Here is a 24,877-nt window from a genome sequence, read left to right as displayed (position 1 = left end):
ACGCGTCATTTCGGCACGACAGCCGTCACCTCGATCTCGACCTTCGCCCGGTCCTCGACGAGACCCGCGACCTGCACCAGCGCCATCGCCGGATAATGGCGGCCGATGGTCGCCTTGTAGGCGCTACCTATCTCCTTGAGGCTGGCCAGATAGTCCCGCTTGTCGGTCACATACCAGGTCATGCGCACGATATGGTGGGGCGCTGCCCCGCCCTCGGCCAGCACGGCCACGATATTCTCCAGCGCCTGCCTGACCTGCCCGGCGAAATCGTCGGTCTCGAATTCCTGCTCGGCGTTCCAGCCAATCAGCCCGCCCAGAAACAGCATCCGCCCCTCGGCCGCGACACCGCAGGCATAGCCGGGCGTCGCTTTCCAGCCCTTGGGATGCAGGAACTGATGGGGGCTGTCGGTCATAGGCTTTTTCCTTCCATGAACGCCTGCATGCGGACGCGCATCTCCTCGGGCCAGGGCGCGGCACGACCCTCGGTCGAGACCCAGACCAGCGTCAGCCGCGCCTCGATCCTGATCTCGCCTTCACCGCACGCCGCAATTGCCAGCGTCACCGACGAATGCCCGAGCCGCGCGATGTCGAGCGTGAAGTCAAGCCGGTCGCCCAGCCGAGAGGGCGCGCGGAAATCGGCCTCGATCTTGACGGTTGGCACGCCATTGCCATCGCGCATCGTCATCTGCGCATAGGATCGGCCAACTACATCGGCAAAGAAATTCTCGGTCACCGAATTGGTCAACTCGAAATAGCGAGGATAGAAGACGATCCCCGCCGGGTCGCAATGGTTGAACTCGACCTGGATCGTACGCCGATAGGTCATGCCAGAAGGCTCCGCGCGATCACCAGCCGCTGCACGTCCGAGGCGCCTTCATAGATACGCAACGCCCGGATCTCACGGTAAAGCCCCTCGACCGCCATGCCCGTCCTGACCCCGTCACCGCCATGAAGCTGTACCGCCATGTCGATCACCCGCTGCGCCGCCTCGGTTGCATAAAGCTTCGCCATCGCCGCCTCGCGGGTGATCCGCGCCGCGCCCATGTCCTTGGCCCAGGCGGCGCGATAGATCAGCAGGGCGGCCGCGTCGATTTCGACCGCCATGTCGGCGAGATGGCCCTGCACCATCTGATAGTCGGCAAGCTGGCCCGAGGGCCGCGGCCGTTTGGCGCGCGCCAGCGCCTCGTCCAGGGCCCGGCGCGCAAATCCCAGCGCCGCCGCCCCGACGGTCGGACGGAAATGGTCGAGCACCGTCATGGCGATCTTGAACCCGTCCCCCGCCCGGCCGATCAGCGCATCCTCGGGCAGCTTAACCCGATCCAGCCGCACATGCGCAAGCGGGTGCGGCGCGATAACATCTATCCGCTCAACGATGCTCAGCCCGGCCACGTCGGCGGGCATCAGGAAGGCCGACAGGCCCTTGGCCCCTGGCGCCTCGCCGGTCCGGGCGATCACCACATAGATATCCGCGATCCCGCCGTTCGAGATATAGGTCTTCTCGCCCGAAATCCGCCAACCGCCCGCGACCCGCTCGGCCGCGCAGGCACAATTCGCCGCATCCGATCCGGACCCCGGCTCGGTCAGCGCAAAGGCGGCGATCGCCTCACCAACCCGCGTCTGCGCCAGCCAGCGCCGCTGTTCAGCTGTGCCGAACAGGCTCACCGCTCCCATACCCAGCCCCTGCATGGCAAAGGCGAAATCCGCCAGCCCGTCATGGCGCGCCAGTGTTTCGCGAACCAGACAGAGTGTGCGGATATCCAGCCGCTCGCCCTCGTCCGCGCCGGTCGGCCTGAGCCACCCGCCCGCGCCCAGCGCCGCCACCAGCGCCCGGCAGACCTGATCGACATCGCCATGATCCACCGGCAGATGCGCTGCACACCACGCCTCCAGCCGCGCCGCCAGATCGCGGTGACGGTCCTCGAAGAAAGGCCAGTCGAGAAAGCTTCTGTCACTCATCTTGCCACGTTCTGTCCCGAAATACTCCGGAGGGGTCCGGGGAGGCAGAGCCTCCCCGGCCTTTCCCCTCAATTGCCCTCGAACACCGGTTTTTCCTTCGCCACGAAGGCGCGGTAGGCCCGTTCGAAATCCTTCGTCCCCATGCAGATCGCTTGGGCCTGGGCCTCGGCCTCGATCGCCTGATCAAGACCCATGTCCCATTCCTGATTGAGCTGGGTCTTGGTCACGCCATGCGCGAATGTGGGCCCGGCGGCGAGCCTCAGTGCAAGGGCCCGCGCCTCCTCTTCCAGCCGGTCGGGTACATGCAGCGCGTTCCAGAAGCCCCAGTCCCGGCCCTCCTCGGCCCCCATCACCCGACCTGTGAAGAGCAGTTCCGCCGCGCGTCCCTGCCCGATGATCCGCGGCAACATGGCACAGGCGCCCATGTCGGCGCCCGAGAGGCCCACGCGGGTAAAGAGGAAGGCGCACTTTGCCTCCGGCGTCGCCAGACGCAGATCGGAGGCCATGGCGATGATCGCGCCCGCCCCCACCGCCACGCCGTCCACGGCGGCGATGACGGGTTTCGTGCAATGGATCATCGCCTTGACGAGTTCCCCGGTCAGCCGGGTAAAGGCCAGCAGATCCTTCATCGGCAGACCGATCAGCGGGCCGATGATCTCATTCACATCCCCGCCCGAGCAGAAGTTGCCGCCATTCGAGGCGAAGATCACCACATCGACGTCACCTGCCGCAGGCAGCGCCCGGAACAGTGCGCCCAGTTCGGCATAGCTTTCGAACGTCAGGGGGTTCTTCCGCTCCGGCCGGTTCAGCCGCACCGTGCCGACCCGGTCCCTGACCTCCCAGAGGAAATGGCGTGGCTGCAGCCCGGACAGGTCGCTCATGGTTTCGCCGCCCTCTTCAATATCTCCGTCATCTGGTCGAGATCGGCCTCGCTCAGCCCCGCGAACAGCCGATCGACCTCGGCTTCATGGCCGGAGGCAAGTGCTTCAAACGTGCTCACCCCTTCGGCGGTCAGGGTCACGAAAACGGTCCGCCGGTCGTTTTCCGACGGCGTGCGGCGCACCAACCCGTCGCCCTCAAGCCGGTCGACGACCGCAGTGGCATTGCCGTTTGACACCAGCAGCATCCGGCTGAGCTCGCTCATAGTCACGCCGTCCCGGCGCCGGTACAGCGCGGCCATCACGTCGAAGCGCGGCAGTGTCGTACCGTGGGTCACCCGCAGATAGTCGCGCAGATGGTTTTCCGAAGCGCGGGTTACGCCCAGAAGCCGGATCCAGAGTTTCAGGCGGCGTTTCGACAGGTCGCTCACACTTCCCCTCCCGCGATCGCGATCGCCTGGCCGTTCATCCCTTCGGACCCCGGCGCGCACAGCCAGAGCGCCGCCGCCGTCACCTCGGCGGGTGCGATCAGCCGGTTCTGGGGGCTCAGCGCCTCCAATGCTGCCCGCGCCTCCGTCAGGCTGCGGCCGGTCTTTTCGGCGATCACCTCGACCGAATGGTCGGTCATTGGCGTATCAAGAAACCCCGGGCAGAGCGCATTTACCGTCACCGGACGCCGCGCCACTTCCAGCGCGAGCGAACGGACCATGCCCACCACCCCATGTTTCGCCGCCGCATAGGGCGCGACCTTGGCATAGCCTTTCAACCCGGCCGTCGAGGCCATGGCAATGAGCCGCCCCCAGCCCGACATCTGGTTCAGCCCGTCGCGGAGTGTGAGGAAAACGCCCGTTAGATTGACCGCAATCATCGCATTCCACTGGTCAAGCGTGGTTTTCGCCATCACGCCGCTGTCGGCCGCGCCGGCATTGGCGATGACGATATCGCAGGGCCCCGCCTCGGCGAACATCGCCCGCACATCCGCCTCGCGCGTCACGTCCGCCCGGACCGGCCGGATCGCGGGCGACGACCGTGCGACCGCTTCCAGCGCCTCCAGCCGCCGACCGGTAATGACCACCTCCGCCCCCGCCCGGGCGAAGCCAAGCGCGAGGTCGGCCCCGGCGCCCGAACCGCCGCCGGTGATCAGCACCCGTTTGCCGCTCAGCGTCATGCGCGGATCGCCTCCTGTGCCTTTTCACGCAACCTGCGCGCCTGATCGCGGCCCGCCCGATAGGGCAAGGGCCAGTCCGCCTCAGCATCGCCGAGATCGATGGCCGCGTGAAGCGTCCAGTAAGGATCGGCCAGATGCGGTCGGGCGAGGCAGACAAGGTCGGCGCGTCCCGCAAGCAGGATGGAATTGGCCTGATCGGCCTCAGTGATATTGCCGACCGCCATGGTGGCCAGTCCCGCCTCGTTGCGGATCCGGTCGGAGAAGGGTGTCTGGAACATGCGGCCATAGACCGGCTTCGCCTCGGTCGAGGTCTGGCCCGCGCTCACGTCGATGATGTCGGCGCCCGCGCCCGCGAACATCCGCGCGATCTCGACCGCCTCGGCGGGCGTCACCCCGTGATCGCCGACCCAGTCATTGGCGGATATGCGGACCGACATCGGCTTTTCGGCAGGCCAGACGGCGCGCATCGCGGCGAAGACCTCCAAGGGCCAGCGCATGCGGTTTTCAAGGGACCCGCCGTAGTCGTCGGTGCGGCGGTTCGACAGCGGGCTAATGAAGGAGGAGATCAGATAGCCATGCGCGGCATGAAGCTCGACCATGTCGAACCCGGCCCGCGCCGCCATTTCGGTGGCGCGGACGAACTCGCCTGTCACCCGCTCCATATCCGCGCGCGTCATCTCGCGTGGTGCGGGATGGGCGGGCGACCACGCGACCGCCGACGGACCGATGGTTTCCCAGCCGCGCGGGCCGAGCGACGCCTCATTGTCCTCCCACGGCACCTGAACAGACGCCTTGCGGCCCGCATGGCCAATCTGGCAACAGATCTTGGCGCTGGTCTCAGCATGGACGAAGGTCGTGAGCCTTTTCCAGGCCGCCTCGTGCTCCGGCGCATAAAGGCCGGGGCAGCCAAGCGTGATCCGGCCTTCGGGGCTGACGCAGGTCATTTCCACCGTGACGAGCCCCGCGCCACCCTTGGCGCGTTCGGCGTAATGGACGAAATGCCAGTCGGTCGGGCAGCCATCCACGGCCTTGTACTGGGCCATGGGCGAGACGGTGATACGGTTCTTCAGGGTCATGTCCCGCAGCCGGAAGGGCGCGAAAATCGGCGCCCTGCCGGGCTTGCCGCCCGCCTGGGTCTGAAACCAGTCTTCGGCCGCGCGCAACCATGCGGGGTCGCGCAAGCGCAGGTTTTCGTGGCTGATCCGTTGCGAGCGGGTCAGTAGCGAATAGGCGAACTGCAGCGGCGCATGGTCAAGATAGCGCTCGACCTCCTCAAACCATTCCAGGCTGTTGCGCGCGGCGGACTGCAGGCGCAGGACCTCGACCCGGCGCTCTTCCTGATAGCGTTCGAAGGCCGCTTCCAGAGTGGGTTCGCTGTGCAGATAGTCGGCGAGCGCTATGGCGCTGTCGAAGGCGAGGCGCGAGCCGGATCCGATCGAGAAATGCCCCGTGGCGGCGGCGTCGCCCATCAGGACGACATTCTCGTGATACCAGCGTTCGCAGATGACGCGGGGAAACTGCATCCAGACCGCCGAGCCGCGCAAGTGCGCGGCGTTCGACATCAACGCATGGCCGCCCAGGTGGCGTTCGAAGATCTTCCGGCAGGTTTCGACCGTCTCTTCCTTCGACATATGCTCGAAACCCCAGCGGTCCCAGGTCTCGGGCAGGCATTCGACGATGAAGGTCGCGGTCTCGGCGTCGAACTGGTAGACATGGGCCCAGACCCAGCCATGTTCGGTCTTCTCGAAGATGAAGGTGAAAGCGTCGTCGAATTTCTGATGGGTGCCGAGCCATACGAACTTGCATTTGCGGGTGTCGATGTCGGGCCTGAACGTCGTCTCATATTCGCGGCGCACCAGTGAATTGATGCCATCGCAGGCCACCACCAGATCATAGTCGCGCCGGTGGTCCTCGGCCGAGCGGAACTCGGTCTCGAAGCGCATCTCGACACCCAGTTCCCGCGCGCGCGCCTGCAAGAGGATCAGCATCTGCTTGCGGCCGATCCCGGCGAATCCATGCCCGCCCGAGACGGTGCGGCGGCCGTCGTGAATGACGGCGATATCGTCCCAATAGGCGAAATGCGAGCGGATCGCCTCGGTCGACTTGGGGTCGTTCTTCTGCATCCGGCTCAGCGCATCGTCCGACAGGACGACGCCCCAGCCGAACGTGTCGTTCGCGCGGTTGCGTTCCAGCACCGTCACCTGATGGGATGGGTCGCGCAGTTTCATCGAGATGGCGAAATAGAGGCCCGCCGGTCCGCCGCCGAGACAGAGAATCTTCACTGGCCCCTCCTCCAATCGCTTTGCCCCGAGCCTGCCATCGGGGGATAGATATTTCAAGCTTGAAATTTCTATCTTGAAGTTTCCGCCCTCCCGCAGGATGCTCGGGCCAAGGCCTCTGGCCCGGATGGAGGACCAATGGAACGGATCGGCATCGTCGGACTGGGGGCCATGGGCCTTGGCATCGCGCAGGTCTATGCGCAGGCGGGTCATACTGTCGTGGCCTTCGACGCAAGCACAGCGGTGCGCGAAAGTTCGCTCGACCGACTGCGGAGCAGCCTTGAGCCGCGCGTGGCATCGGGAAAGCTGCCTGCAGAGGAGTTGGCATTGCTTCTGGACCGTATCGCCATCGCGCCTGACCTGTCGGCGCTCGCGCCCTGCGATCTGGTCATCGAGGCGGTCATCGAGGATTTCGCGGCCAAGCGTGACCTGTTGCGCGAGATCGAGGCTATGACGGCGCCAAAGACTGTCCTAGCCACCAACACCTCCGCCCTTTCGGTCGGCGCGCTTGCACACGCGCTAACCCGGCCGGAAAATCTCGTCGGCCTGCACTTCTTCAATCCCGCCCCGGTTATGAGACTTGTCGAACTGGTGGCGCACAAGGGCGCCAGTCCCGAAGCCCTGTCGCTCGCCCGCACTCTGACCGGGCGCGCGGGGAAGGAAGTCATCGCCTGCGCCGACAGCCCCGGCTTCATCGTCAACCGCTGCGCCCGGCCCTACTATGGCGAGGCGCTGGCACTGTTGGAGGAAGGCCGCAGCGCATCCGATATCGATGCAGCAATGTTGGCCGCAGGCTACCGGATGGGGCCATTCAGCCTGATCGACCTTGTCGGCGCCGACATCAACCTCGCAGCGACGCGCGGCCTCTCCGCCGCGATGACGAACCACCCGCGCTACCATGTCTTCAAGGCACTGGAGGATCAGGTTTCGGAGGGGCGCCTCGGCCGCAAGTCGGGTAAAGGATTTCTGTTTCCCGCCACCCCCGGACCCGCCCCCGCAGATGCCGCCGCAATCCAGTTGAGGATCGAGGCCACTCTTGCCAATGAAGCCGCGACCCTGGTCGAAGCGGGTGGTGCAGCGCCGGACGATATCGACCGGGCCATGCGGCTCGGCCTCAATTTCCCGCGCGGCCCATTCGAAGGCGCGCGCCGCCACGGGCGCGAAAGCATTCTTTCGGAACTTGTTCGGCTGGCGCGCCTCGCCCCCGCCCGACTGGCGGGCCGCTACGCGATCTGCGACAATCTGCCGGACCTGATCTGACAGGCGCTAACAGAAGCCCCTTGACCGACGTAGCGTAAAGACCTAGATCGCTGAATGAACGTTCATTCATGCGAGCTGATTCATGGCCGACACGCTTGGCGTCTATGAGGACCGGACGACTGCGATCCTCACGGCGGTGAAGAAGGCCTTCGCGGAAAAGGGCTTTGACGGCGCGTCGATGCAAGATCTTGCGCGGGCAGCCGGGATGAGCGCGGGCAACTTCTACCGCTATTTTCCGTCCAAGAATGCCATCATCGAGGCGATGATCGCGCGCGACCTCGACGAGGTGAAGGAAGCCTTTGGTCAGGTGATGGCCTCTGACGATCCGGCGACGGCTCTGCTTGCGGCGTTCGAACACAAGCTCGATACGCTGGACTGCGACGATGGTCCGCTCTGGGCCGAGATCGACGCCGCTGCCCGCCGCCGCCCCGAGATCGCACAGGTCGCTGGAACGATGGAGACGGTGGTCTGCGGCTTTCTGCTCGCCGTCTTTGCCCGCATCGCCCAATGTAGCCCCGAAGCCGCGCGGCAGCGTTATCTCGGTCAGGCCTGGTTCGTGATGCTGCTGTTCAAGACAATCGCTCAACGGTTGCATGGACAGGGTTGCAATATGCCCCCAGATGCGCAAGACCCTGTGCGCCGGCTTGTCAAAACCTCTATCGAACAGACCATCGCCGCGGTCGCGGCAGACGGTCGCAGGAATTGAGCTGAGATCATGTCGAATAAGAAAACGCTTTTCTGGATTGCCGGTACGCTTGTGGTCGCTGCAGGTGGCTATTTCGGCCTGTCCTCTGGCCACGGCCCGGCTGACATGCCAGCCGATGTCGCGTCGGCCGAGGGCGCTGCACTCGAGGCCAAGGCCAGCCGCCCCGCGATTTCGGTCGCGACCGTGCAGACGGCGGTCCTGAAGGACCGGGTGCGCGCCTCCGGTCTTGTCGGTGCAGTCGAGCGGGTGCTCGTTCAGCCGCAGGTCGAGGGACAGGCGATCGACGCGATCCTCGCCGAGGTCGGCGACCATGTCGCCGAAGGTGCTGTCCTCGCCCGCCTGTCGGACACGGCGCTCCTTCTTCAGAAAAGCCAGCTTACCGCCTCGCGCGCCAATGCGCTCGCGATGATCGCGCAATCAGAGGCGCAGCTTGTCGACGCGAACGCCTCTGCTGCCGAAGCCAAGCGCAATGCCGACCGGGCCGAGCAGCTTCGCAAACAGGGCAATGCCTCGCAGGCAGCGGCGGATCAGGCCGCGACTTCGCTGACGTCAGCCAACGCGCGCGTGATGGTCGCGACGCAGGGTGCGGTCGCCGCCAAGGCGCAACTCGAGCTTGTCGATGCCCAGATCGCCAATGTCGAACTGCAACTCAGCCGGACCGAAATCAAGGCACCCTTCGCGGGCGAAGTGGTCGAGAAGAAAGCCGTCGCGGGCGCTATCGCCAGCGCCGCGGGTCAACCGATGTTCGTGATCGTGCGCGATGGACTTCTGGAACTGAATGCCGACGTGGGCGAACAGGACCTGCCGCGCGTCGCGTCGGGCCAGCAGGTGTCCTTGCGCGCCGCGGGCCAGCGCGAGCCGCTGACTGGCGTTGTGCGGCTGGTCGAACCGACCATCGACCCACTGACCCGGCTTGGCCGCGTGCGCATCACCCTCGATCAGCCTGATCGGGTCCGGTCCGGCACCTTCCTGGAAACCGAGATCGAGATTTCGACCCGCGAGGTCGTGGCCGTTCCGATCAATGCGCTCGGGACGGACAGCGAGGGCGCCTATCTGATGACGGTCGACGCCGAAGGAAAGGTACACCGGACCGATGTCGTGACCGGTGTTCAGGATGGCGGCATGATCGAGATCGAAAGCGGCGTTGCCGCGGGCGACCTCGTGGTGGCCAAGGCCGCCTCCTTCGTCCGCGACGGCGATCTTGTTGACGCGGTTCCGGCGGATCCCGCCGGCATGACCAACTGAGGAGCCTACGATGAATTTCTCAGCCTGGTCGATCAAGAACCCGATCGCCTCGATCCTTGCCTTCGTGATCCTCATGGTGCTGGGGATCCAGTCGTTCTTTTCGCTGCCGATCACCAAGTTCCCCAACATCGACGTGCCGGTCGTAGCGGTCAGCATCGGCCAGCCTGGTGCTGCCCCGGCCGAGCTTGAGACCCAGATCACCCGCAAGATCGAGGATGCGATCGCCAGCATCTCGGGCGTCAAGCACATCGTCTCGACCGTCAATGACGGCAGTGCGATGACCTATGCCGAGTTCGACATGTCGGTGCCGACCCAGACCGCGCTGAACGATGTGAAGGACGCGGTCGACCGGGTGCAGGGCGACCTGCCACCCGAGGCCAACACGCCGATTGTCCAGAAGATCGATGTCGAGGGGAACGCGATCCTCAGTTACGCCGTGTCGGCCCCCGGCATGACGGTCGAGGAACTGTCTTGGTATGTGGACGATACAGTCACCCGCGCGCTGCGCGCGAAATCCGGCATCGGCCGGGTTGACCGCTACGGCGGGGCCGACCGCGAGATCCAGATCAAGCTCGATCCGCTGAAGCTCGACAGCTACGGCATCACCGCCAATGCTGTGAACGCGCAACTGCGCGCCACCAACGCCAATATCGGCTCGGGCCGCTCGAAACTCGGCGACGGCGAACAGGCGATCCGCACGCTTGGCGACGCGCAATCGGCCGAAAGCCTCACCGAAACCACCATCGCCCTGCCCTCGGGCCGCCATGTGCGGCTGGGCGACCTTGGCCAGATCACAGACACCTATCAGGAACTGCGCTCTTTCGCGCGCTTTAACGGCGAACCGGTCGTGACTTTCGCAATCTTCCGCGCCAAGGGGGCGAGCGAGGTTACCGTCGATCAGACCGTGAGCGGCGTGATCGACCAGCTGCGCAAGGATCATCCCGAGATTGCTATCAGCAAGGTCGATGACGCGGTCTTCTATACCTACGGCAACTACGAATCCGCGCTGCACACGCTTTTGGAGGGCGCGCTTCTTGCCGTCATCGTGGTGCTGTTGTTCCTCAAGAACTGGCGCGCCACGCTCATCTCTGCGGTCGCCCTGCCCCTGTCGGCCATCCCGACCTTCTATGTGATGGACCTGCTGGGCTTCTCGCTCAATCTCGTCAGCTTCCTTGCCCTGACGCTCGCCACCGGCATCCTCGTCGATGACGCGATCGTGGAGATCGAGAATATCGCCCGCCATATCCGCATGGGCAAAACCCCCTACCGCGCGGCCATCGAGGCGGCGGACGAGATCGGCCTTGCAGTGATCGCGACCACAATGACCATCGTCGCGGTCTTCGTGCCTGTGTCGTTCATGCCGGGCATACCGGGGCAATATTTCCGCCAGTTCGGCCTGACGGTTGCGGTTGCGGTGCTGTTCTCGCTTCTGGTCGCCCGCCTTATCACGCCGATGATGGCCGCCTATCTGATGAGCGCCAAGGACGCCGATCTGGAACATGAGAAGGACGGCCCGGTCATGCGCGGCTATCTTTGGGTCGTGCATCACACCTTGAACAGCTGGCGCATCCCGGGCACGCGCTTCAACTTCGGCAATTACTACCTCACGCTTGCCGGGGCGCTTGTGATCTTCGTCCTGTCGATCTTCTTGCTCCTGCGCGTGCCGGGCAGCTTCCTGCCACCCGAGGACGTGTCGCGCTTCATGATCTCGGTCGAGCTGCCGACCGGTTCGTCGCTTGACGATACCGACCGCAAGACCGAAGCCATGCGCGAGCTGATCAAGGATGTCGAAGGTGTGGAGGGTATATTCGTCCTGAACGGCGCCTCGCCCAAGGGCGATCTCGACCTGCGCCGCGCGGCAATCACGGTCGAGCTTGAGCATCTGGACCAGACGCTGCTCTTCAAACTGTCGCAGATGGTCGAAGCCATTCCGGTTGTCGGTGCGATCCTTCCCGCCGTCGCGCCCGAAGGCCGGGTCCGGCCTCAGAACGCTATCGAGGAGGAGGTCTTCGCACGGCTCGCCTCGGTGCCGGACGTGCGGATCACCAAGCTGAACGACCGGCTTGAGCGCGACATATCCTTCTCGATCCGCTCGCCCAACAGCGAAGATCTTGCCCTTGCCGCGAACAAGCTTGAGGCCGCGCTTCGGGGCGATCCGCTGCTTGCGGGCGTGTCCTACGAAGGCGCCCTGCCCCGGCCCGAACTTCAGGTCACGCCGCGTCTGGAGGAGGCCGCGCGCCTTGGCATCTCGACAGCGCAGATCGCCGAGATGCTGCGGGTCGCCACCATCGGCGATGTCGATCAGGCTTTGGCCAAGGTCTCGATGGACAACCGGCTCATCCCGGTGCGTGTCCAGTTGACGGACGACGTGCAGAAGGATGTGAACCGTATCGCGGCGCTGCGCCTGACCACGGCGACCGGCGCGAGCGTGCCGCTGTCGGCGGTCGCCGACGTGCGCGTGGGCGTCGGCCCCGGCACCATCGAGCGGCTTGACCGCGAGCGCAAGGTCACGATCGGGGCGAGCTTGCCCATCGGCGTGGCGCTCGATACCGGCAAGGCGCGGTTCGAGGAGATCACCAAGTCAGTCACCCTGCCGCCATCGGTCAAGATCACGGAATCGGGTGATGCCGAGATTCAGGCCGAACTGAACCAGAGCTTCGTCAATGCGATGATCATGGGCCTGATGCTCATGGCCTCGGTGCTGATCCTTCTGTTCAAGAGCGCGCTGCAGCCGATCACCATCGTCTTTTCGCTGTTCCTGTCCATCCTCGGTGTGGCGACCGCGCTGCTGGTGACCGGCAACGCCCTCTCCATGCCGGTGATGATCGGCATGCTGATGCTGATGGGGATCGTGGCGAAGAACGCGATCCTTCTGATCGACTTCGCCATCGAGATGCGCCGTCAGGGTATGGGCCGCTTCGATTCGCTCATAGAGGCCGGCCACAAGCGGGCGCGGCCAATCGTGATGACCTCGATCGCCATGTCGGCGGGCATGTTGCCCTCGGCGCTCGGTGTCGGCGAAGGCGGTGCCTTCCGCGCACCGATGGCCATTGCGGTGATGGGCGGCATCATCGTCTCGACCGTGCTGTCGCTCGTTGTCGTGCCGTCCTTCTATCTGATCATGGACGATCTTCAGTACTGGCTGGCGAAGGGCGCCTCTTACTTCATCGGCCCGAAAGAGGAGGAGCATGAAGCGCCCGATCCGATCGAGCTGGCCGAGGCAGTGTATGCGGGCAAGGCAGAGCTTGCCGATATCGGCGACCGGCTGAAAGCGCTCGAAGCACGACTGGGCGGGGGCAAGGCCAGCTTCCCGCAGGTAGCGGAATAAGCGTACGGCGGGCGTTCCAGCCCGCCGTACCGTTTCCCTGCCGCAGCCAATGCGCAGGCTTTTCGGCGGAAAACCGCGCCGCAGGACCATTGCAACAGCACTCTTGGCGGAAAGACCCGGCCTTGCTAACGTGACGGGCAGGTAAAGCCCTGCAGGTCCATGCGCCATACGTTGCCCATCGCGCCCCAGTTCTATGTGACGGCTCCGCAACCCTGCCCGTATCTCGACGGCAGGTATGAGCGGAAATTGTTCACGGCACTCCCCGGTGACAATGCGGTGCGGCTGAATGATGCCCTGTCGAAACAGGGCTTCCGCCGGTCACAGAATGTGCTCTACCGGCCATCCTGCGCCGATTGCACCGCCTGCCTGTCTGCCCGCATCCGTGTTGCCGATTTCGAGCCCTCGCGCAGCCAGCGCCGCACCATCCGCAGGAACAGCTACCTGAGGCGCGAGGCGACCAGCCCCTGGGCGACCGAGGATCAATATGCCCTCTTCCGCCGCTATCTCGACAGCCGCCATTCCGACGGCGGCATGGCGGACATGGATATCTTCGAATTCGCCGCGATGATCGAGGAGACGCCGGTCAAGAGCCGCGTGATCGAATATGTCGCCCCGCCCTCGGAACTCGACGGGCGGCGCTCGCTGACCGCCGTCTGCCTGACCGACGTGCTCGATGACGGGGTGAGCATGGTCTATAGCTTCTACGACCCCGACAAGGTGGGCGACAGCCTTGGCACCTACATCATCCTTGACCATGTCGAGATCGCCCGGGCCGCAGGTCTGCCTTACGTCTACCTCGGCTACTGGGTGCCCGGCAGCCGCAAGATGGGTTACAAGGCCAATTTCACCGCAGTCGAGATCTACAAGTCCGGTCGCTGGCAACCGATCGGCGACCCGGCGGACCATTCCGGCGAAACTCATCCCCTGTCGGTGGACCCGATTGCCGAACAGGTGGCGCGGATCAGCCTGCCCGAAGCGCGCCCTGTGCGCTGACCCCCGTCTGACCGATGCACCGCACCCTGTCGATCATCGCGCTCGTCGTGCCCGACTATGATCAGGCCATCGACTTCTACGTGGGGCGGCTTGGATTCCGGCTGATCGAGGATATCCGGCAGGGCCCCGACAAGCGCTGGGTCACCGTGGCACCCGAAGGCGGTGCGGCGCTCTTGCTGGCGAAGGCAGCGAGCCCCGTGCAGACATCCGCCATCGGAAATCAAACAGGCGGACGGGTCTTTCTTTTCCTCGAGACGGACGACTTCGCCCGTGATCATGCCGCCATGCGCGCGGCGGGCATTATTTTCGAGGAAGAGCCGCGGCACGAATCCTATGGTATCGTCGCGGTGTGGAGGGATCCGTTCGGTAACCGCTGGGACCTGATCGAGCGTCATCGTCAGGGTTGATTTTCACGGACACCGCTGATTGTATACCGGCGTAGACAAAGGCGACAGAGAGCGCCTGCGGGGAGTATCCATGGATCGAAGCGCCTGTTTTGCGATGCGCCCTTCGTCCGCACCGGATAGGTTATCCGAGGACGGGAAGCAGAGGAGTCACGGAGCGGACTTCAATCTTGCCAAACTGGTAAAGTAACTATACCAATTTTTGGGAATGACGGCGCCAACGCCGCGCGGGAGGAATGAATGGGGATATTGCTTGGCCTGTCGAGGCTGATCGACGGGATCAATGGCTTCATCGGCCGCTGGGTATCTTGGCTGATCTTTGCCGCGATCATGATCAGCGCGGTGAATGCCATCATCCGGAAGCTCTTCAACATGTCGTCGAACGCCTGGCTCGAGGCGCAATGGTATCTGTTCGGCGCCGCCTTCATGCTCGCCTCGGCCTATACGCTGATGCAGAACGAACATATCCGCATCGACATCTTCTATGGCACGCGCACACGGCGCACCCAGCACTGGATCGACCTCATCGGCCATGTCTTCTTCCTTCTGCCGTTCGTCGTGCTGATGAGCTGGATGCTGGTGCCCTACACGCTGCAGGCCTGGCGCATCGGCCAGATTTCCACCAACGCGGGCGGGCTGATCATCTGGCCCGCGCGGGCCTTCCTCGCCGCGGGGTTCATCCTTCTGGTCGCGCAGGCGATCTCAGAAATCATCAAGAAGATCGCGGTGATGCGCGGCCTGATCGAGGATCCGCATCCGTTCGTGTCGGCGCATGAGGCCGCAGAGTTGGAAGTAGCCGCACTGGCGCAGCAGGCCAAGGGAGACGACCTGAAATGATCGAGCTTATTGCCCATAACATGGCGCCGATCATGTTCGCCTCGCTGGTGTTCTTTCTCCTGCTTGGCTATCCGGTTGCCTTCTCTCTCGCCGCCAACGGGCTGGTGTTCTTCGCCATCGGCGTCTGGCTCGCGCCCTTCTCCGATTCCATCCACCTCGACTGGCCGCTTCTTTTCACCATGCCCCAACGCTTGTGGGGGGTGATGTCGAACGACACGCTTCTGGCCATCCCCTTCTTCACCTTCATGGGGATCGTCCTGGAACGATCCGGCATGGCCGAGGATCTGCTGGACACGATCGGCCAGCTTTTCGGCCCGATCCGTGGCGGGCTGGCCTATGCGGTGATCGTGGTCGGCGCGCTTCTGGCCGCCACCACCGGCGTTGTGGCCGCCTCGGTCATCGCCATGGGTCTCATCTCGCTGCCGATCATGCTGCGCTATGGCTATGATCGGCGGGTGGCGACCGGCGTGATCGCCGCGTCCGGAACGTTGGCGCAGATCATCCCGCCCTCGCTGGTCCTCATCGTGCTGGCCGACCAGCTCGGCCGTTCGGTCGGCGACATGTACAAGGGCGCGCTGGTGCCGGGCCTAGTGCTGACCAGCCTCTATATCGGTTATGTGTTCCTCGTGTCGGTCTTCCGGCCGAGCTGGGTCCCTGCCCTGCCGAAAGAGGCGCGTACACTCGGATCGGGTGTGGCCTCGCTCTTCCTGTCGCTCATCGCCGGTTTCGCGATCGCCTATCTCGCCGCCGTATATTTCCGCCCGGGGCATGGGTCGAACGCCGGCATCCTCGGTGCCTGCGTCGGCATCGCTGCGGTCTATTTCTTCGCGGTCATCGACCGGGCGCTGAAGATCGGCCTTTTGTCGCGGCTTGCGGGTCAGGTGATCATGGTGCTGATCCCGCCCCTGGCCCTGATCTTCCTCGTCCTCGGCACCATCTTCCTCGGCATCGCCACGCCGACGGAAGGCGGCGCGATGGGCGCGGTCGGGGCGCTTTTCCTTGCCGCGATGAAACGGCGGCTGACCATGGATGTGGTGCAGCAGGCGCTGACCTCCACCACGAGGCTCTCGGCCTTCGTGATGTTCATCCTCGTAGGCGCGCGGGTCTTTTCACTGACCTTCTACGGCGTCGACGGCCATCTCTGGGTCGAGCATCTTCTGACCGGCCTGCCGGGTGGCCAGCTTGGCTTCCTGATCATCGTCTCGATCATGGTCTTCCTTCTGGCCTTCTTCCTCGACTTCTTCGAACTGGCCTTCATCATCGTGCCGCTGCTTGCTCCGGCGGCAGAGAAGCTAGGGATCGACCTCATCTGGTTCGGGGTGATCCTTGGGGTGAACATGCAGACATCCTTCATGCACCCGCCCTTCGGCTTCGCGCTTTTCTATCTGCGCTCGGTCGCGCCGCGTGGCACCTATCTGGACAAGGTGACGGGCGAGAAGATCGCGGGCGTCTCGACGGGGCAGATCTATTGGGGGGCGGTGCCGTTCGTGGTGATCCAGGTGATCATGATCGGCATTACCATCGGCTTCCCCGGCATGGTCATGCACTACAAGGGCAAGGTGATCGACCCGTCGACGGTCGAGATTACGGTGCCGACCCTACAACCGCTCGGCGGTGGCGGCACAGGCGGCCTGCCAACGCTGGGTGCGCCGAAGCTTGGTGCACCGGTCGTCACGCCCTGACGCCAAACCTCCTCGGGCGCCTCCGGCTTCTCGTCGGAGGCGCGCATGAAAAAGGCCCCGGCATCCGCCGGGGCCTTTCTTGTTATCGACACAAGCTCAGAGCTTGCCGGCCTGCTGCTGGCCCATCATGAAGACGTCGTAGTTATATTCCGACAGCTGCGCCCAGAGATAGGCGTCGGCCTTGAAGGCTTTCTGGCTGTCGTAGATCTTCTTGAAGGCGGCGTTCGAGGCCGAGACCTCGTCATAGGTCGCCACAGCGGCGTCGAAGGCCGCCGACATCACATCCTGCGGGAAGGGCCGCAGTTGCGTGCCGTTCGCCACGAGCGAGCGGAGGGCGCCGGGGTTCTTGTGGTCGTAGGACGCCATCATGTTGGAGTTCGCGGCCTCGCAGGCAGTGCTCAGCACCGACTGGTAATGCGCCGGAAGCTCGTTCCACTTATCGAGGTTGACCATGGTCGACAGCGTCGGCGCGCCTTCCCACCAGCCCGGATAATAATAGTAGGGAGCGACCTTGTAGAAACCGAGTTTTTCATCGTCATAGGGGCCGACCCATTCGGCAGCGTCGATCGTGCCTTTCTCCAGCGACGGATAGATATCGCCGCCCGCGATCTGCTGCGGCACGACGCCGAGCTTTTCGATGATCTTGCCCGCAAAGCCGCCGATCCGCATCTTCAGGCCCTGAAGATCGGCGACGGAGTTGATCTCCTTGCGATACCAGCCGCCCATCTGCACGCCGGTATTGCCGCAGGGCATGTAATGCAGGTTCTGGGTATGGAAGAACTCGTTCAGCATGTCGATGCCGCCGCCATAATAGAGCCAGGCGTTCATCTGACGGTAGTTCAGGCCAAAGGGCACACAGGTGCCAAGCGCATATGTCGGGTCCTTGCCCCAGAAATAGTAGGAGGCGGTGTGGCATGCCTCGACCGTGCCGTTCGTCACCGCATCGGCGGCTTCGAGACCGGGCACCAGTTCGCCCGCCGGGAAGACCTGCAGCGTCAGCCCGCCCTCGGTCATCTCGTTCACATATTTCGCCATCGTCTCGGCGGCGCCATAGATCGTGTCGAGCGCCTTGGGGAAGGACGAGGTGACGCGCCAGTTGAGTTTCGGATTTTCCTGCGCGATCGCGGGTGCGGCCAGAACGGCACTTCCGGCCGCGCCAACGGCGGCCTTGGTCAGAAAGGAACGACGGTCCATCGGTGTGATTACCTCCCGGTTGTTATGATTTGGTCCCGCGGGACGGGCCATAAGAATTGGTTGCAGAAGCGCGCGCGGATTTCAACAGTTAACGCCCGGAATTCACGCAAAAAAGCCGCACTCCGGCAGGGGCTCCGGCACCCGGAGGCCCTACCCCAGTCGCACCATCAACAGCCCGACCGCCATAGCGGCGATACCGCTGGCACGGATCGGCGTCAAAGCCCGGACCGTCGCGTTGAAAAGCCCGAAATGATCGATGGCAGCGGCCGAGATCATTTGCCCCAGCAGCACGCAGAAGATCGCGTTTCCGACGCCGAAGCGCGGCGCTACCCAGGTGATTGACAGAACGTAGAAACAGACGAGCAACCCCGCGAGGAACAGGTGCGGTGGCTGGCCGCGCGCCGACGGCAGCGCCGGTAGACCACCGGTCACCAACGCCATGATGGCCGCGGCCGTCGCCGCGACGAAGAACAGGATCAACGCCGCCGCCGCGGGCGATCCGATGCGCGCGCCGAGCTGCGCGTTGAGCGCCGCCAGAACAGGAATGCCGATCCCCGCCAGAAGCATGACCAGAGTGTAACGTGCTGTTTCCAAAAGACTCTCCTGTCCTGGGCGGAAGCGATTGAAATGGGCCGCAGCGGCTGCGATGGGGGTGACAGGAACCCGCTGCGGCCCGACCGTCAGCCTTGGGACTTAAGGCTTCGACGATACTCCTCGACCGGCAGACCGCCGACGCCCCAATCCTCCAGCGCGACCTCGTCTATGACAACGAAGGTCGTGGCCGGGTTCTTGTCAAGCACATCGACCAGAAGCTGGGTCACGCCCCTGATCAGTTCGGCCTTCTGGGCGGCCGTCGCCCCTTCGCGGGTGATCTTGATGTTCACATAAGGCATCAGGCGGCTGCTTTCGTGTCATAATGGAAGATCTTCGACATCACCTGCCAGCGGCCGTCGAGTTTCACGAAGGTCAGCCAGTCGGTGAAGAACCGATCGCCGATCGCGCAATTGAGAACCGCGCGGGCCATGCCTGGACCGGCGAACTCGATCGAAAGGATCCGGTCGGCCCGCGCCTCGCCCCGCGCGGAGGGCGCGGGACGAGCGTCGACCACCGGGAAATATTCCTCCATCGTCCGGTAGAGAAGCGTGCCATCCGTGACGCAGACATAGTGCGCCTTTGGATGAAAAACCCGCCGCAACCGATTGGTATCAGAGAAATAAAGCCCGTCGAAATAGTCCTCGATCACCGCCGCGACGGCGTCATAATCCGCTGCATGTGCGCTCATGCGATCAGCCCTTCGGCCTTCATCGCCGCCTGCGCTGCCGGACGTGCTGCGACGCGCTCGACGAAAGCCTTGAGCTTCGGCCAGGCGCCAAGGTCGATGCCGGTGAAGTTGGCCCAGTTCGAAGCGACGAAAGCATAGGCGTCGGCCACCGTGAAGTTCTGACCGGTCAGATACATGCGCCCATCGGCAAGCTTCGCCTCCAGCCAGTCGAACTTCGTGCCGACATTCTTGCGGCCGGCGTCCTTCGCAGCATCGTCCGAGGCCGGGTTGAAGAGCGGGTGGAAGGCCACATGCAGTTCGGTGCCGGTGAAGTTCAGAAGCTCGTTCACCCGTGCCCGGTCGAGCGTACCGGGCTTCGGCGCCAGATGCTGGTCGCCCGCGCGGTCTGCAACGAATTGCAGGATCGACGGGCCCTCGGTCAGCACCTCGCCATCGACGGCCAGCACCGGAACCTTGCCCTTGCTGTTGACCGCATAGAAATCACTGCCCTTCTCGGTTTTCTTGGTCGCGGTATCGACGCGCTCCAGCTCGAAATTCGCGCCCAGCTCGCGCAGGACGATATGGGACGCCATGGAGCAGGCGCCGGGGGAATAGTAGAGTTTCATCTTGGTCTCCGTTCTTCGGGTTTCGATGCCGGTTAGGTAACTTGCATCGTTACCTATGGAAACCATAATACTTGAGGTTACTGATAGAAAGCGGTATCCGGGCAGTAACCCCGGAGGAACGAATGGCGCTGAAAGTCCGCAAGAACCGCATGCCGCAACCCATGTGCCCGATCAGCCAGTGCATGTCGGTCCTGGGCGGCGCCTGGACGCCGAACCTGATCTGGTACCTCTCCGCCGGCCCAAGGCGGTTTTCAGAGCTTCGCATCGACATTCCGGCGGTCTCGGCCAAAGTCCTGACCCAGCGCCTGAAGGAACTGGAGAGCCACGGCGTGATCACCCGCCGGGTGATGCCGACATCGCCGCCGTCGGTCGAATATGAGCTGACCACGCTTGGCCATGAATTCCGCCCGGTGATCGAGGCGATCGTCTCGGTCGGCCACCGGCTGAAAGCGACGCGCGTGGAAGAAGCCGCCTGAGGGACGGCTCCTCGTGCCCTTCGGTTCACGTCGCCCGCGAAGAGCGCACGAAGTGCGACGATGAGCACTCAGCAATATATCCGGACCCTCCCCTTGCAAACCCGCTCCGCACGCCTTTGATCAGGGCGAAAGGAGTATCGGATGCTGTTTGTGTGGTTCTTTCTCGGCCTCGTCCTTCTGTTCGTCGGTGGTGAGTTTCTGGTGCGCGGCGCGGTCGGGCTCGCCCACAGGTTCCGCATCCCGCCCATGGTCATAGGCCTGACCATCGTCGGCTTCGGAACTTCGACGCCGGAACTCCTGGTCTCACTGCAGGCTGCCCTTGGCGGCGTGCCTGACGTTGCCATCGGCAATGTCATCGGCTCGAATATCGCCAACATTCTCCTGATCCTCGGTCTCTCGGCGGTCATCGCCCCCGTCGCCGCCGCCTTCGCCCCGATCCGCAGGGATCTTGCGGTGATGGTCGGATCGACTGTCCTTCTCTGGCTGATTATGCTGGGCGGCGTGATCTCGCATCTCGAAGGCGGGCTCATGCTGGCGGCGCTTGCAGCCTATCTGTTGATCAGTCTTTCAAGCGGCGCCCATCCGCCCGAGGAACCGGCGCACGAGGTTGCGAGCCCCTGGCTCGCAACGTTCGCCGTCATCGGCGGCCTCGCCGCCCTGATGCTCGGCGCGCGCTTCCTGGTCGACAGCGCGTCGGAAATGGCCCGCGCCGTCGGTGTCAGCGAAGCGGTGATCGGCCTGACCATCGTCGCTATCGGCACCTCGCTGCCCGAGCTTGCAACCTCGCTCATTGCCGCGCTCCGCGGCAACAGTGCCATCGCGCTTGGCAATGTGCTCGGCTCGAACATCTTCAACATCCTCGGCATCCTTGGCCTGACGGCGGCGATCCACCCGGTGCCAGTGGACGCACGTTTCCCGGCGTTTGACCTTCCTATCGCGCTTGCCGCGGCGCTTGCGATGGTCGCGCTTTCATACCTACATGACCGGGTGGGACGGGGTGCGGGCGCAGCATTCCTCGCAGCCTATCTCGGATACACGCTCTGGATCGGCCTCTGAAGGCCCCTCCAAATCCGCTTTGTTGCCGTCGGAAGGCTGGTCGCGCAATAATACTGCCGAAAAAAGAGCGTCAGAGACACAAAACACCGAATTTTGCTGGTTGACGCCCGGTTTCACCCCGCCTAATGTCCGCCGCACAGCAGCGAAAGGGAAGAGCCGTGGTGGCGATTCTTGTACTTGGAGAGGTTTGGCGCATGGGCCGGTGACGGCAGACCATGAAGGTTCCCATGCGCCCCCGATGACCCTCGGGGGCTTTTTGTTGCTTAAGGCGTGATTGGAGGAAGAGCGAATGTCACGGGCGATGACCGGAGCGAGGATGGTGGTTCAGGCACTGAAGGATCAGGGCGTGGACGTGGTCTTTGGCTATCCCGGTGGCGCGGTCCTACCGATCTATGACGAGCTTTTCCAGCAAAACGACATCCGCCACATTCTGGTGCGCCATGAGCAGGGCGCGGTCCATATGGCCGAGGGTTATGCGCGCTCGACCGGAAAGCCGGGCGTGGTGCTGGTCACCTCAGGTCCCGGCGCCACCAATGCGGTGACCGGCATGGTGGACGCGCTGATGGATTCTATCCCGCTTGTGGTTCTCTCGGGCCAGGTGCCCACCTTCATGATCGGCACCGACGGGTTTCAGGAGGCCGATACGGTCGGCATCACCCGGCCCTGCACCAAGCATAACTGGCTGGTGAAGGATACAGACAAGCTCGCCGAAGTGATCCACCAGGCCTTCCATGTCGCGACCAGCGGCCGCCCCGGCCCGGTTCTGGTCGACATCCCCAAGGATGTGCAGTTCGCCACCGGCCAGTACAAGGCGCCGCGCGAGGCGAGGACCGATCATTACCAGCCGCGCGTGAAGGGCGATCTGAAGGCGATCACCGCGCTTGTGGAACTGATGGAACAGGCCGAACGCCCGGTCCTTTATACCGGCGGCGGCGTCATCAACTCCGGCCCCGCCGCGAGCCAGCTTCTGCGCGAGATCGCCGATGCGACCGGCTTTCCGGTGACCTCGACGCTGATGGGCCTCGGCGCCTATCCGGCTTCGGGCAAAGGCTGGATCGGCATGCTGGGCATGCACGGGCTTTACGAGGCCAACCTCGCGATGCATGGCTGCGATCTGATGATCAACATCGGCGCCCGCTTCGACGACCGGATCACCGGGCGGCTCGCCGATTTCTCACCACATTCGAAGAAGGCCCATATCGACATCGACCCCTCGTCGATCAACAAGGTCATCCATGTCGATATCGGCATCGTCGGCGACGTGGCCCATGTGCTGGAAGACCTTCTGAACGTCTGGAAGGCCCGCGGCCGCAAGGTCAACAAGCCGGGGCTCGCGAACTGGTGGGGCCAGATTGAGCAGTGGAAGCTGAAGAAATGCCTGACCTACAAGAATTCCGCCACGATCATCAAACCGCAGTACGCGCTTGAACGGCTGGAGGCACTGACCAAGGGTCGCAAGCGTTATGTGACGACCGAAGTGGGCCAGCACCAGATGTGGGCGGCGCAATTCCTGCAGTTCGACGATCCGAACCGCTGGATGACGTCCGGGGGCCTCGGCACGATGGGCTATGGCTTGCCTGCGTCCATCGGTGTGCAGATCGCCCATCCGGACGCTTTGGTCATCAACGTGGCGGGCGAAGCCTCCTGGCTGATGAACATGCAGGAGATGGGGACAGCCGTGCAGTTCCGCGCGCCGGTCAAGCAGTTCATCCTGAACAACGAACGGCTTGGCATGGTACGGCAATGGCAGCAGCTTCTGCATGGCGAACGCTATTCGCAGAGCTGGTCGGAAAGCCTGCCCGATTTCGTGAAACTGGCCGAGGCCTTCGGTTGCAAGGGCATCAAATGCTCCGATCCGAAGGACCTGGACGATGCGATCCTGGAGATGCTGGCCTATGACGGGCCGGTGATCTTCGACTGCCTCGTCGAGAAGCATGAAAACTGCTTCCCCATGATCCCGTCGGGCAAACCGCATAACGAGATGCTTCTGGGCGACGCCGCGACCGAAGGCGCGATCAGGGCTGACGGGGCGGTTCTGGTGTGAGACGGCCGGGGGCGCCGCCCCGTCGCCATTGGCGCTCGGACCAATGGCGCACCAATGGCCACCCCGAGGTATTTTTGCCAAGATGAAAGAGGCAGAGAAGCGATGTCCGCACTGAATATCAAGAAAGGCTCGACGAGCCATTCGGCCTACGATCTGCGCGATCCCAATGCAGAGATCATCGAAAGCCATACGCTCGCGGTTCTGGTCGACAACGAGGCGGGCGTGCTGGCTCGGGTCATCGGGCTTTTCTCGGGGCGCGGTTACAATATCGACAGCCTGACCGTGGCCGAGGTCGATCACAAGGGCCACCGGTCGCGCATCACCGTCGTCACCCGCGGCACGCCTGCGGTGATCGAACAGATCAAGGCGCAGCTTGGCCGCCTCGTGCCGGTGCATGACGTCCATGACCTGACGGTCGAGGGCGCGTCGGTCGAGCGGGAATTGGCTTTGTTCAAGGTGGCGGGGACGGGCGACAAGCGGATCGAGGCCTTGCGACTTGCCGAGATTTTCCGCGCCAATGTTGTCGATTCGACGCTGGAAAGCTTCGTCTTCGAAATCACCGGCACGCCCGAGAAGATCGACGCTTTTGCCGATCTGATGCGGCCCTTGGGCCTTGTCGATGTGGCCCGCACCGGCGTCGCGGCGCTGTCGCGCGGCATCTGAGCCGCGAGAGGCCCCGGCGGTCTGGATCGCCGGGGCCCCGCTTGCGGGCCTACTTCAGAACGCCCGCATCCATCGCGGCCTTCAACTCGTCCGCGTCGACCTCGCCGTTCGCATCCGTGTCGATCGCCTTGAAGACATCCTCGGTCAGGTCGACCCAGGCCGCCTGCATCTCGGCCATCGAATAGCTGCCGTTGCCGTCGGTGTCCGTGGGCACGGTCTGGGCGCCCGCGAGCCCCGCGCCGAGGCCGAGGGCCAGGCCGAGCGGAATGGTCAGTCGTTTCATCACTGTCTCCTTCATGCGGGTCTCATACCCGGTTCCGTGACTGGTGGCGTCACGGCGACCGATCTGCGCCCTGCCCCACCCGTCCGCAAGACCGGCCCGATGAGGTGGCGTCAGGGCGGCGGCGCGGCGCTGCCGGGGCAGGCCCGCGTCGGCGGGAAAAGGATGAAAGGTCTGAAAAAGGAAAGCCCCGGGGCGGATCGCCCCGGGGCTGCCGATAATCGCCTATCCGGTCCGCGACTCGGGGCCGCGTCAGTTGATCTGGCCGTTCTCGCGCGCGGCCTGCAGTTCGTCGGCGTCGATGGCGCCCGAGCCGTCGACGTCGATCTCTGCAAAGAGCGTCGCCGTCATGTCCGGATAGGCCGCCGTCATCTCCTCGATCGAGAAGGTGCCGTTGCCGTCGGTATCGCTGACGGTCGTCTGGGCGCTTGCGGCAAAGCCCATGAGGCTGAGACCGAAGGTCAGGACGATAAGTTTCTTCATCTCTTTCTCCTTCCGCACCATGGCAGCGGCGCTTGTCTGTAGTCTGGCGACCCCGAAC

General features: G+C 64.0%; 26 protein-coding genes. 12 read left to right on the top strand and 14 right to left on the bottom strand.

All coding sequences use genetic code 11. From position 1 onward, the window contains the following. Window positions 1-5: 5 nt before the first annotated feature. The 7 genes from OU426_RS00225 to OU426_RS00195 form a co-directional block, all read right to left on the bottom strand. The gene (locus OU426_RS00225) at window positions 6-413 is read right to left on the bottom strand and encodes a RidA family protein (RefSeq protein ID WP_267631816.1); all 408 of its coding nucleotides are present in this window, start codon (window positions 411-413) and stop codon (window positions 6-8) included. Next, a complete protein-coding gene (locus OU426_RS00220; protein ID WP_267631815.1) occupies window positions 410-826 on the bottom strand; it encodes an acyl-CoA thioesterase in 417 nt (138 codons plus the stop codon). Before OU426_RS00220 ends, OU426_RS00225 begins: the two co-directional genes overlap by 4 nt. Then, entirely contained in the window at window positions 823-1,956 is a 1,134-nt protein-coding gene (locus OU426_RS00215; RefSeq protein ID WP_267631814.1) for an acyl-CoA dehydrogenase family protein, read from the bottom strand. The genes OU426_RS00220 and OU426_RS00215 overlap by 4 nt, the downstream gene beginning before the upstream one ends. Before the next feature lie 68 nt (window positions 1,957-2,024). Further along, entirely contained in the window at window positions 2,025-2,837 is an 813-nt protein-coding gene (locus OU426_RS00210; protein WP_267631813.1) for an enoyl-CoA hydratase family protein, read from the bottom strand. Beyond that, complete coding sequence (locus OU426_RS00205) at window positions 2,834-3,265, bottom strand: MarR family winged helix-turn-helix transcriptional regulator (RefSeq protein WP_267631812.1); 432 nt, start codon at window positions 3,263-3,265, stop codon at window positions 2,834-2,836. Before OU426_RS00205 ends, OU426_RS00210 begins: the two co-directional genes overlap by 4 nt. Further along, a complete protein-coding gene (locus OU426_RS00200) occupies window positions 3,262-4,002 on the bottom strand; it encodes an SDR family NAD(P)-dependent oxidoreductase (protein WP_267631811.1) in 741 nt (246 codons plus the stop codon). Before OU426_RS00200 ends, OU426_RS00205 begins: the two co-directional genes overlap by 4 nt. Further along, on the bottom strand, window positions 3,999-6,284 hold the full coding sequence (locus OU426_RS00195) for a bifunctional salicylyl-CoA 5-hydroxylase/oxidoreductase (protein ID WP_267631810.1): 2,286 nt from the start codon (window positions 6,282-6,284) through the stop codon (window positions 3,999-4,001). The genes OU426_RS00200 and OU426_RS00195 overlap by 4 nt, the downstream gene beginning before the upstream one ends. A 135-nt stretch (window positions 6,285-6,419) precedes the next feature. Here OU426_RS00195 and OU426_RS00190 point away from each other — a divergent pair, with 135 nt between their 5' ends. The 8 genes from OU426_RS00190 (at window position 6,420) to OU426_RS00155 (ending at window position 16,736) form a co-directional block, all read left to right on the top strand. Then, window positions 6,420-7,541: a 3-hydroxyacyl-CoA dehydrogenase gene (locus OU426_RS00190; RefSeq protein WP_267631809.1), complete on the top strand. Its 1,122-nt coding sequence runs from the start codon at window positions 6,420-6,422 to the stop codon at window positions 7,539-7,541. Between the two features lie 82 nt (window positions 7,542-7,623). Beyond that, window positions 7,624-8,247, top strand: a complete 624-nt coding sequence (locus OU426_RS00185) for a TetR/AcrR family transcriptional regulator (protein WP_267631808.1) — start codon at window positions 7,624-7,626, stop codon at window positions 8,245-8,247. A 9-nt stretch (window positions 8,248-8,256) separates the two neighbouring features. Further along, entirely contained in the window at window positions 8,257-9,492 is a 1,236-nt protein-coding gene (locus tag OU426_RS00180) for an efflux RND transporter periplasmic adaptor subunit (protein ID WP_267631807.1), read from the top strand. A 10-nt stretch (window positions 9,493-9,502) separates the two neighbouring features. After that, window positions 9,503-12,820, top strand: coding sequence for an efflux RND transporter permease subunit (locus OU426_RS00175; RefSeq protein ID WP_267631806.1), 3,318 nt, complete (start codon window positions 9,503-9,505; stop codon window positions 12,818-12,820). A gap of 159 nt (window positions 12,821-12,979) precedes the next feature. Next, window positions 12,980-13,813: an arginyltransferase gene (locus tag OU426_RS00170; RefSeq protein WP_267631805.1), complete on the top strand. Its 834-nt coding sequence runs from the start codon at window positions 12,980-12,982 to the stop codon at window positions 13,811-13,813. A gap of 14 nt (window positions 13,814-13,827) precedes the next feature. Next, window positions 13,828-14,220: a VOC family protein gene (locus OU426_RS00165; protein WP_267631804.1), complete on the top strand. Its 393-nt coding sequence runs from the start codon at window positions 13,828-13,830 to the stop codon at window positions 14,218-14,220. 237 nt (window positions 14,221-14,457) lie between these two features. Further along, window positions 14,458-15,054, top strand: a complete 597-nt coding sequence (locus OU426_RS00160) for a TRAP transporter small permease subunit (RefSeq protein WP_267631803.1) — start codon at window positions 14,458-14,460, stop codon at window positions 15,052-15,054. Continuing rightward, on the top strand, window positions 15,051-16,736 hold the full coding sequence (locus tag OU426_RS00155) for a TRAP transporter large permease (RefSeq protein WP_267631802.1): 1,686 nt from the start codon (window positions 15,051-15,053) through the stop codon (window positions 16,734-16,736). Before OU426_RS00160 ends, OU426_RS00155 begins: the two co-directional genes overlap by 4 nt. A 96-nt stretch (window positions 16,737-16,832) precedes the next feature. On the opposite strand, the gene OU426_RS00150 is transcribed toward OU426_RS00155, so the two are convergent. The 5 genes from OU426_RS00150 to gstA form a co-directional block, all read right to left on the bottom strand. After that, window positions 16,833-17,930, bottom strand: coding sequence for a TRAP transporter substrate-binding protein (locus tag OU426_RS00150; RefSeq protein ID WP_267631801.1), 1,098 nt, complete (start codon window positions 17,928-17,930; stop codon window positions 16,833-16,835). A gap of 150 nt (window positions 17,931-18,080) precedes the next feature. Then, window positions 18,081-18,497, bottom strand: coding sequence for a DMT family transporter (locus OU426_RS00145; protein WP_267632878.1), 417 nt, complete (start codon window positions 18,495-18,497; stop codon window positions 18,081-18,083). 113 nt (window positions 18,498-18,610) lie between these two features. Further along, complete coding sequence (locus OU426_RS00140) at window positions 18,611-18,823, bottom strand: tautomerase family protein (RefSeq protein ID WP_267631800.1); 213 nt, start codon at window positions 18,821-18,823, stop codon at window positions 18,611-18,613. Next, window positions 18,823-19,212: a nuclear transport factor 2 family protein gene (locus OU426_RS00135; RefSeq protein WP_267631799.1), complete on the bottom strand. Its 390-nt coding sequence runs from the start codon at window positions 19,210-19,212 to the stop codon at window positions 18,823-18,825. The genes OU426_RS00140 and OU426_RS00135 overlap by 1 nt, the downstream gene beginning before the upstream one ends. Next, window positions 19,209-19,817 carry a glutathione transferase GstA gene (gene gstA / locus OU426_RS00130; RefSeq protein WP_267631798.1) on the bottom strand — a complete coding sequence of 203 codons (609 nt, stop codon included), beginning with the start codon at window positions 19,815-19,817 and terminating at the stop codon, window positions 19,209-19,211. Before gstA ends, OU426_RS00135 begins: the two co-directional genes overlap by 4 nt. A gap of 122 nt (window positions 19,818-19,939) precedes the next feature. Between gstA and OU426_RS00125 the strand changes: the two genes are divergently transcribed. The 4 genes from OU426_RS00125 to ilvN all read left to right on the top strand — a co-directional run bounded on the left by OU426_RS00125 (window position 19,940) and on the right by ilvN (window position 24,056). Next, window positions 19,940-20,293 (top strand): winged helix-turn-helix transcriptional regulator, encoded by a 354-nt coding sequence (locus OU426_RS00125; RefSeq protein ID WP_267631797.1) that lies wholly within the window; start codon window positions 19,940-19,942, stop codon window positions 20,291-20,293. Window positions 20,294-20,434: 141 nt separating this feature from the next. Continuing rightward, the gene (locus OU426_RS00120; RefSeq protein WP_267631796.1) at window positions 20,435-21,349 is read left to right on the top strand and encodes a calcium/sodium antiporter; all 915 of its coding nucleotides are present in this window, start codon (window positions 20,435-20,437) and stop codon (window positions 21,347-21,349) included. A 289-nt stretch (window positions 21,350-21,638) separates the two neighbouring features. After that, window positions 21,639-23,393, top strand: coding sequence for an acetolactate synthase 3 large subunit (locus OU426_RS00115; protein WP_267631795.1), 1,755 nt, complete (start codon window positions 21,639-21,641; stop codon window positions 23,391-23,393). A 102-nt stretch (window positions 23,394-23,495) separates the two neighbouring features. Then, complete coding sequence (gene ilvN, locus OU426_RS00110; RefSeq protein ID WP_267631794.1) at window positions 23,496-24,056, top strand: acetolactate synthase small subunit; 561 nt, start codon at window positions 23,496-23,498, stop codon at window positions 24,054-24,056. A 49-nt stretch (window positions 24,057-24,105) separates the two neighbouring features. Here the strand turns inward: ilvN and OU426_RS00105 are convergent, their stop codons facing one another. Together OU426_RS00105 and OU426_RS00100 are read right to left on the bottom strand one after the other, a co-directional pair. Continuing rightward, window positions 24,106-24,339 (bottom strand): EF-hand domain-containing protein, encoded by a 234-nt coding sequence (locus OU426_RS00105; RefSeq protein ID WP_267631793.1) that lies wholly within the window; start codon window positions 24,337-24,339, stop codon window positions 24,106-24,108. Window positions 24,340-24,588: 249 nt separating this feature from the next. Beyond that, the gene (locus OU426_RS00100) at window positions 24,589-24,819 is read right to left on the bottom strand and encodes an EF-hand domain-containing protein (protein ID WP_267631792.1); all 231 of its coding nucleotides are present in this window, start codon (window positions 24,817-24,819) and stop codon (window positions 24,589-24,591) included. Between the last annotated feature and the right edge of the window lie 58 nt (window positions 24,820-24,877).

This window comes from Frigidibacter sp. RF13 (assembly GCF_026626305.1).
Lineage (GTDB): Bacteria > Pseudomonadota > Alphaproteobacteria > Rhodobacterales > Rhodobacteraceae > TMP-24.
Note: the sequence above shows the minus strand (reverse complement) of the source record. Positions and strands in the feature narration are given on the sequence as shown.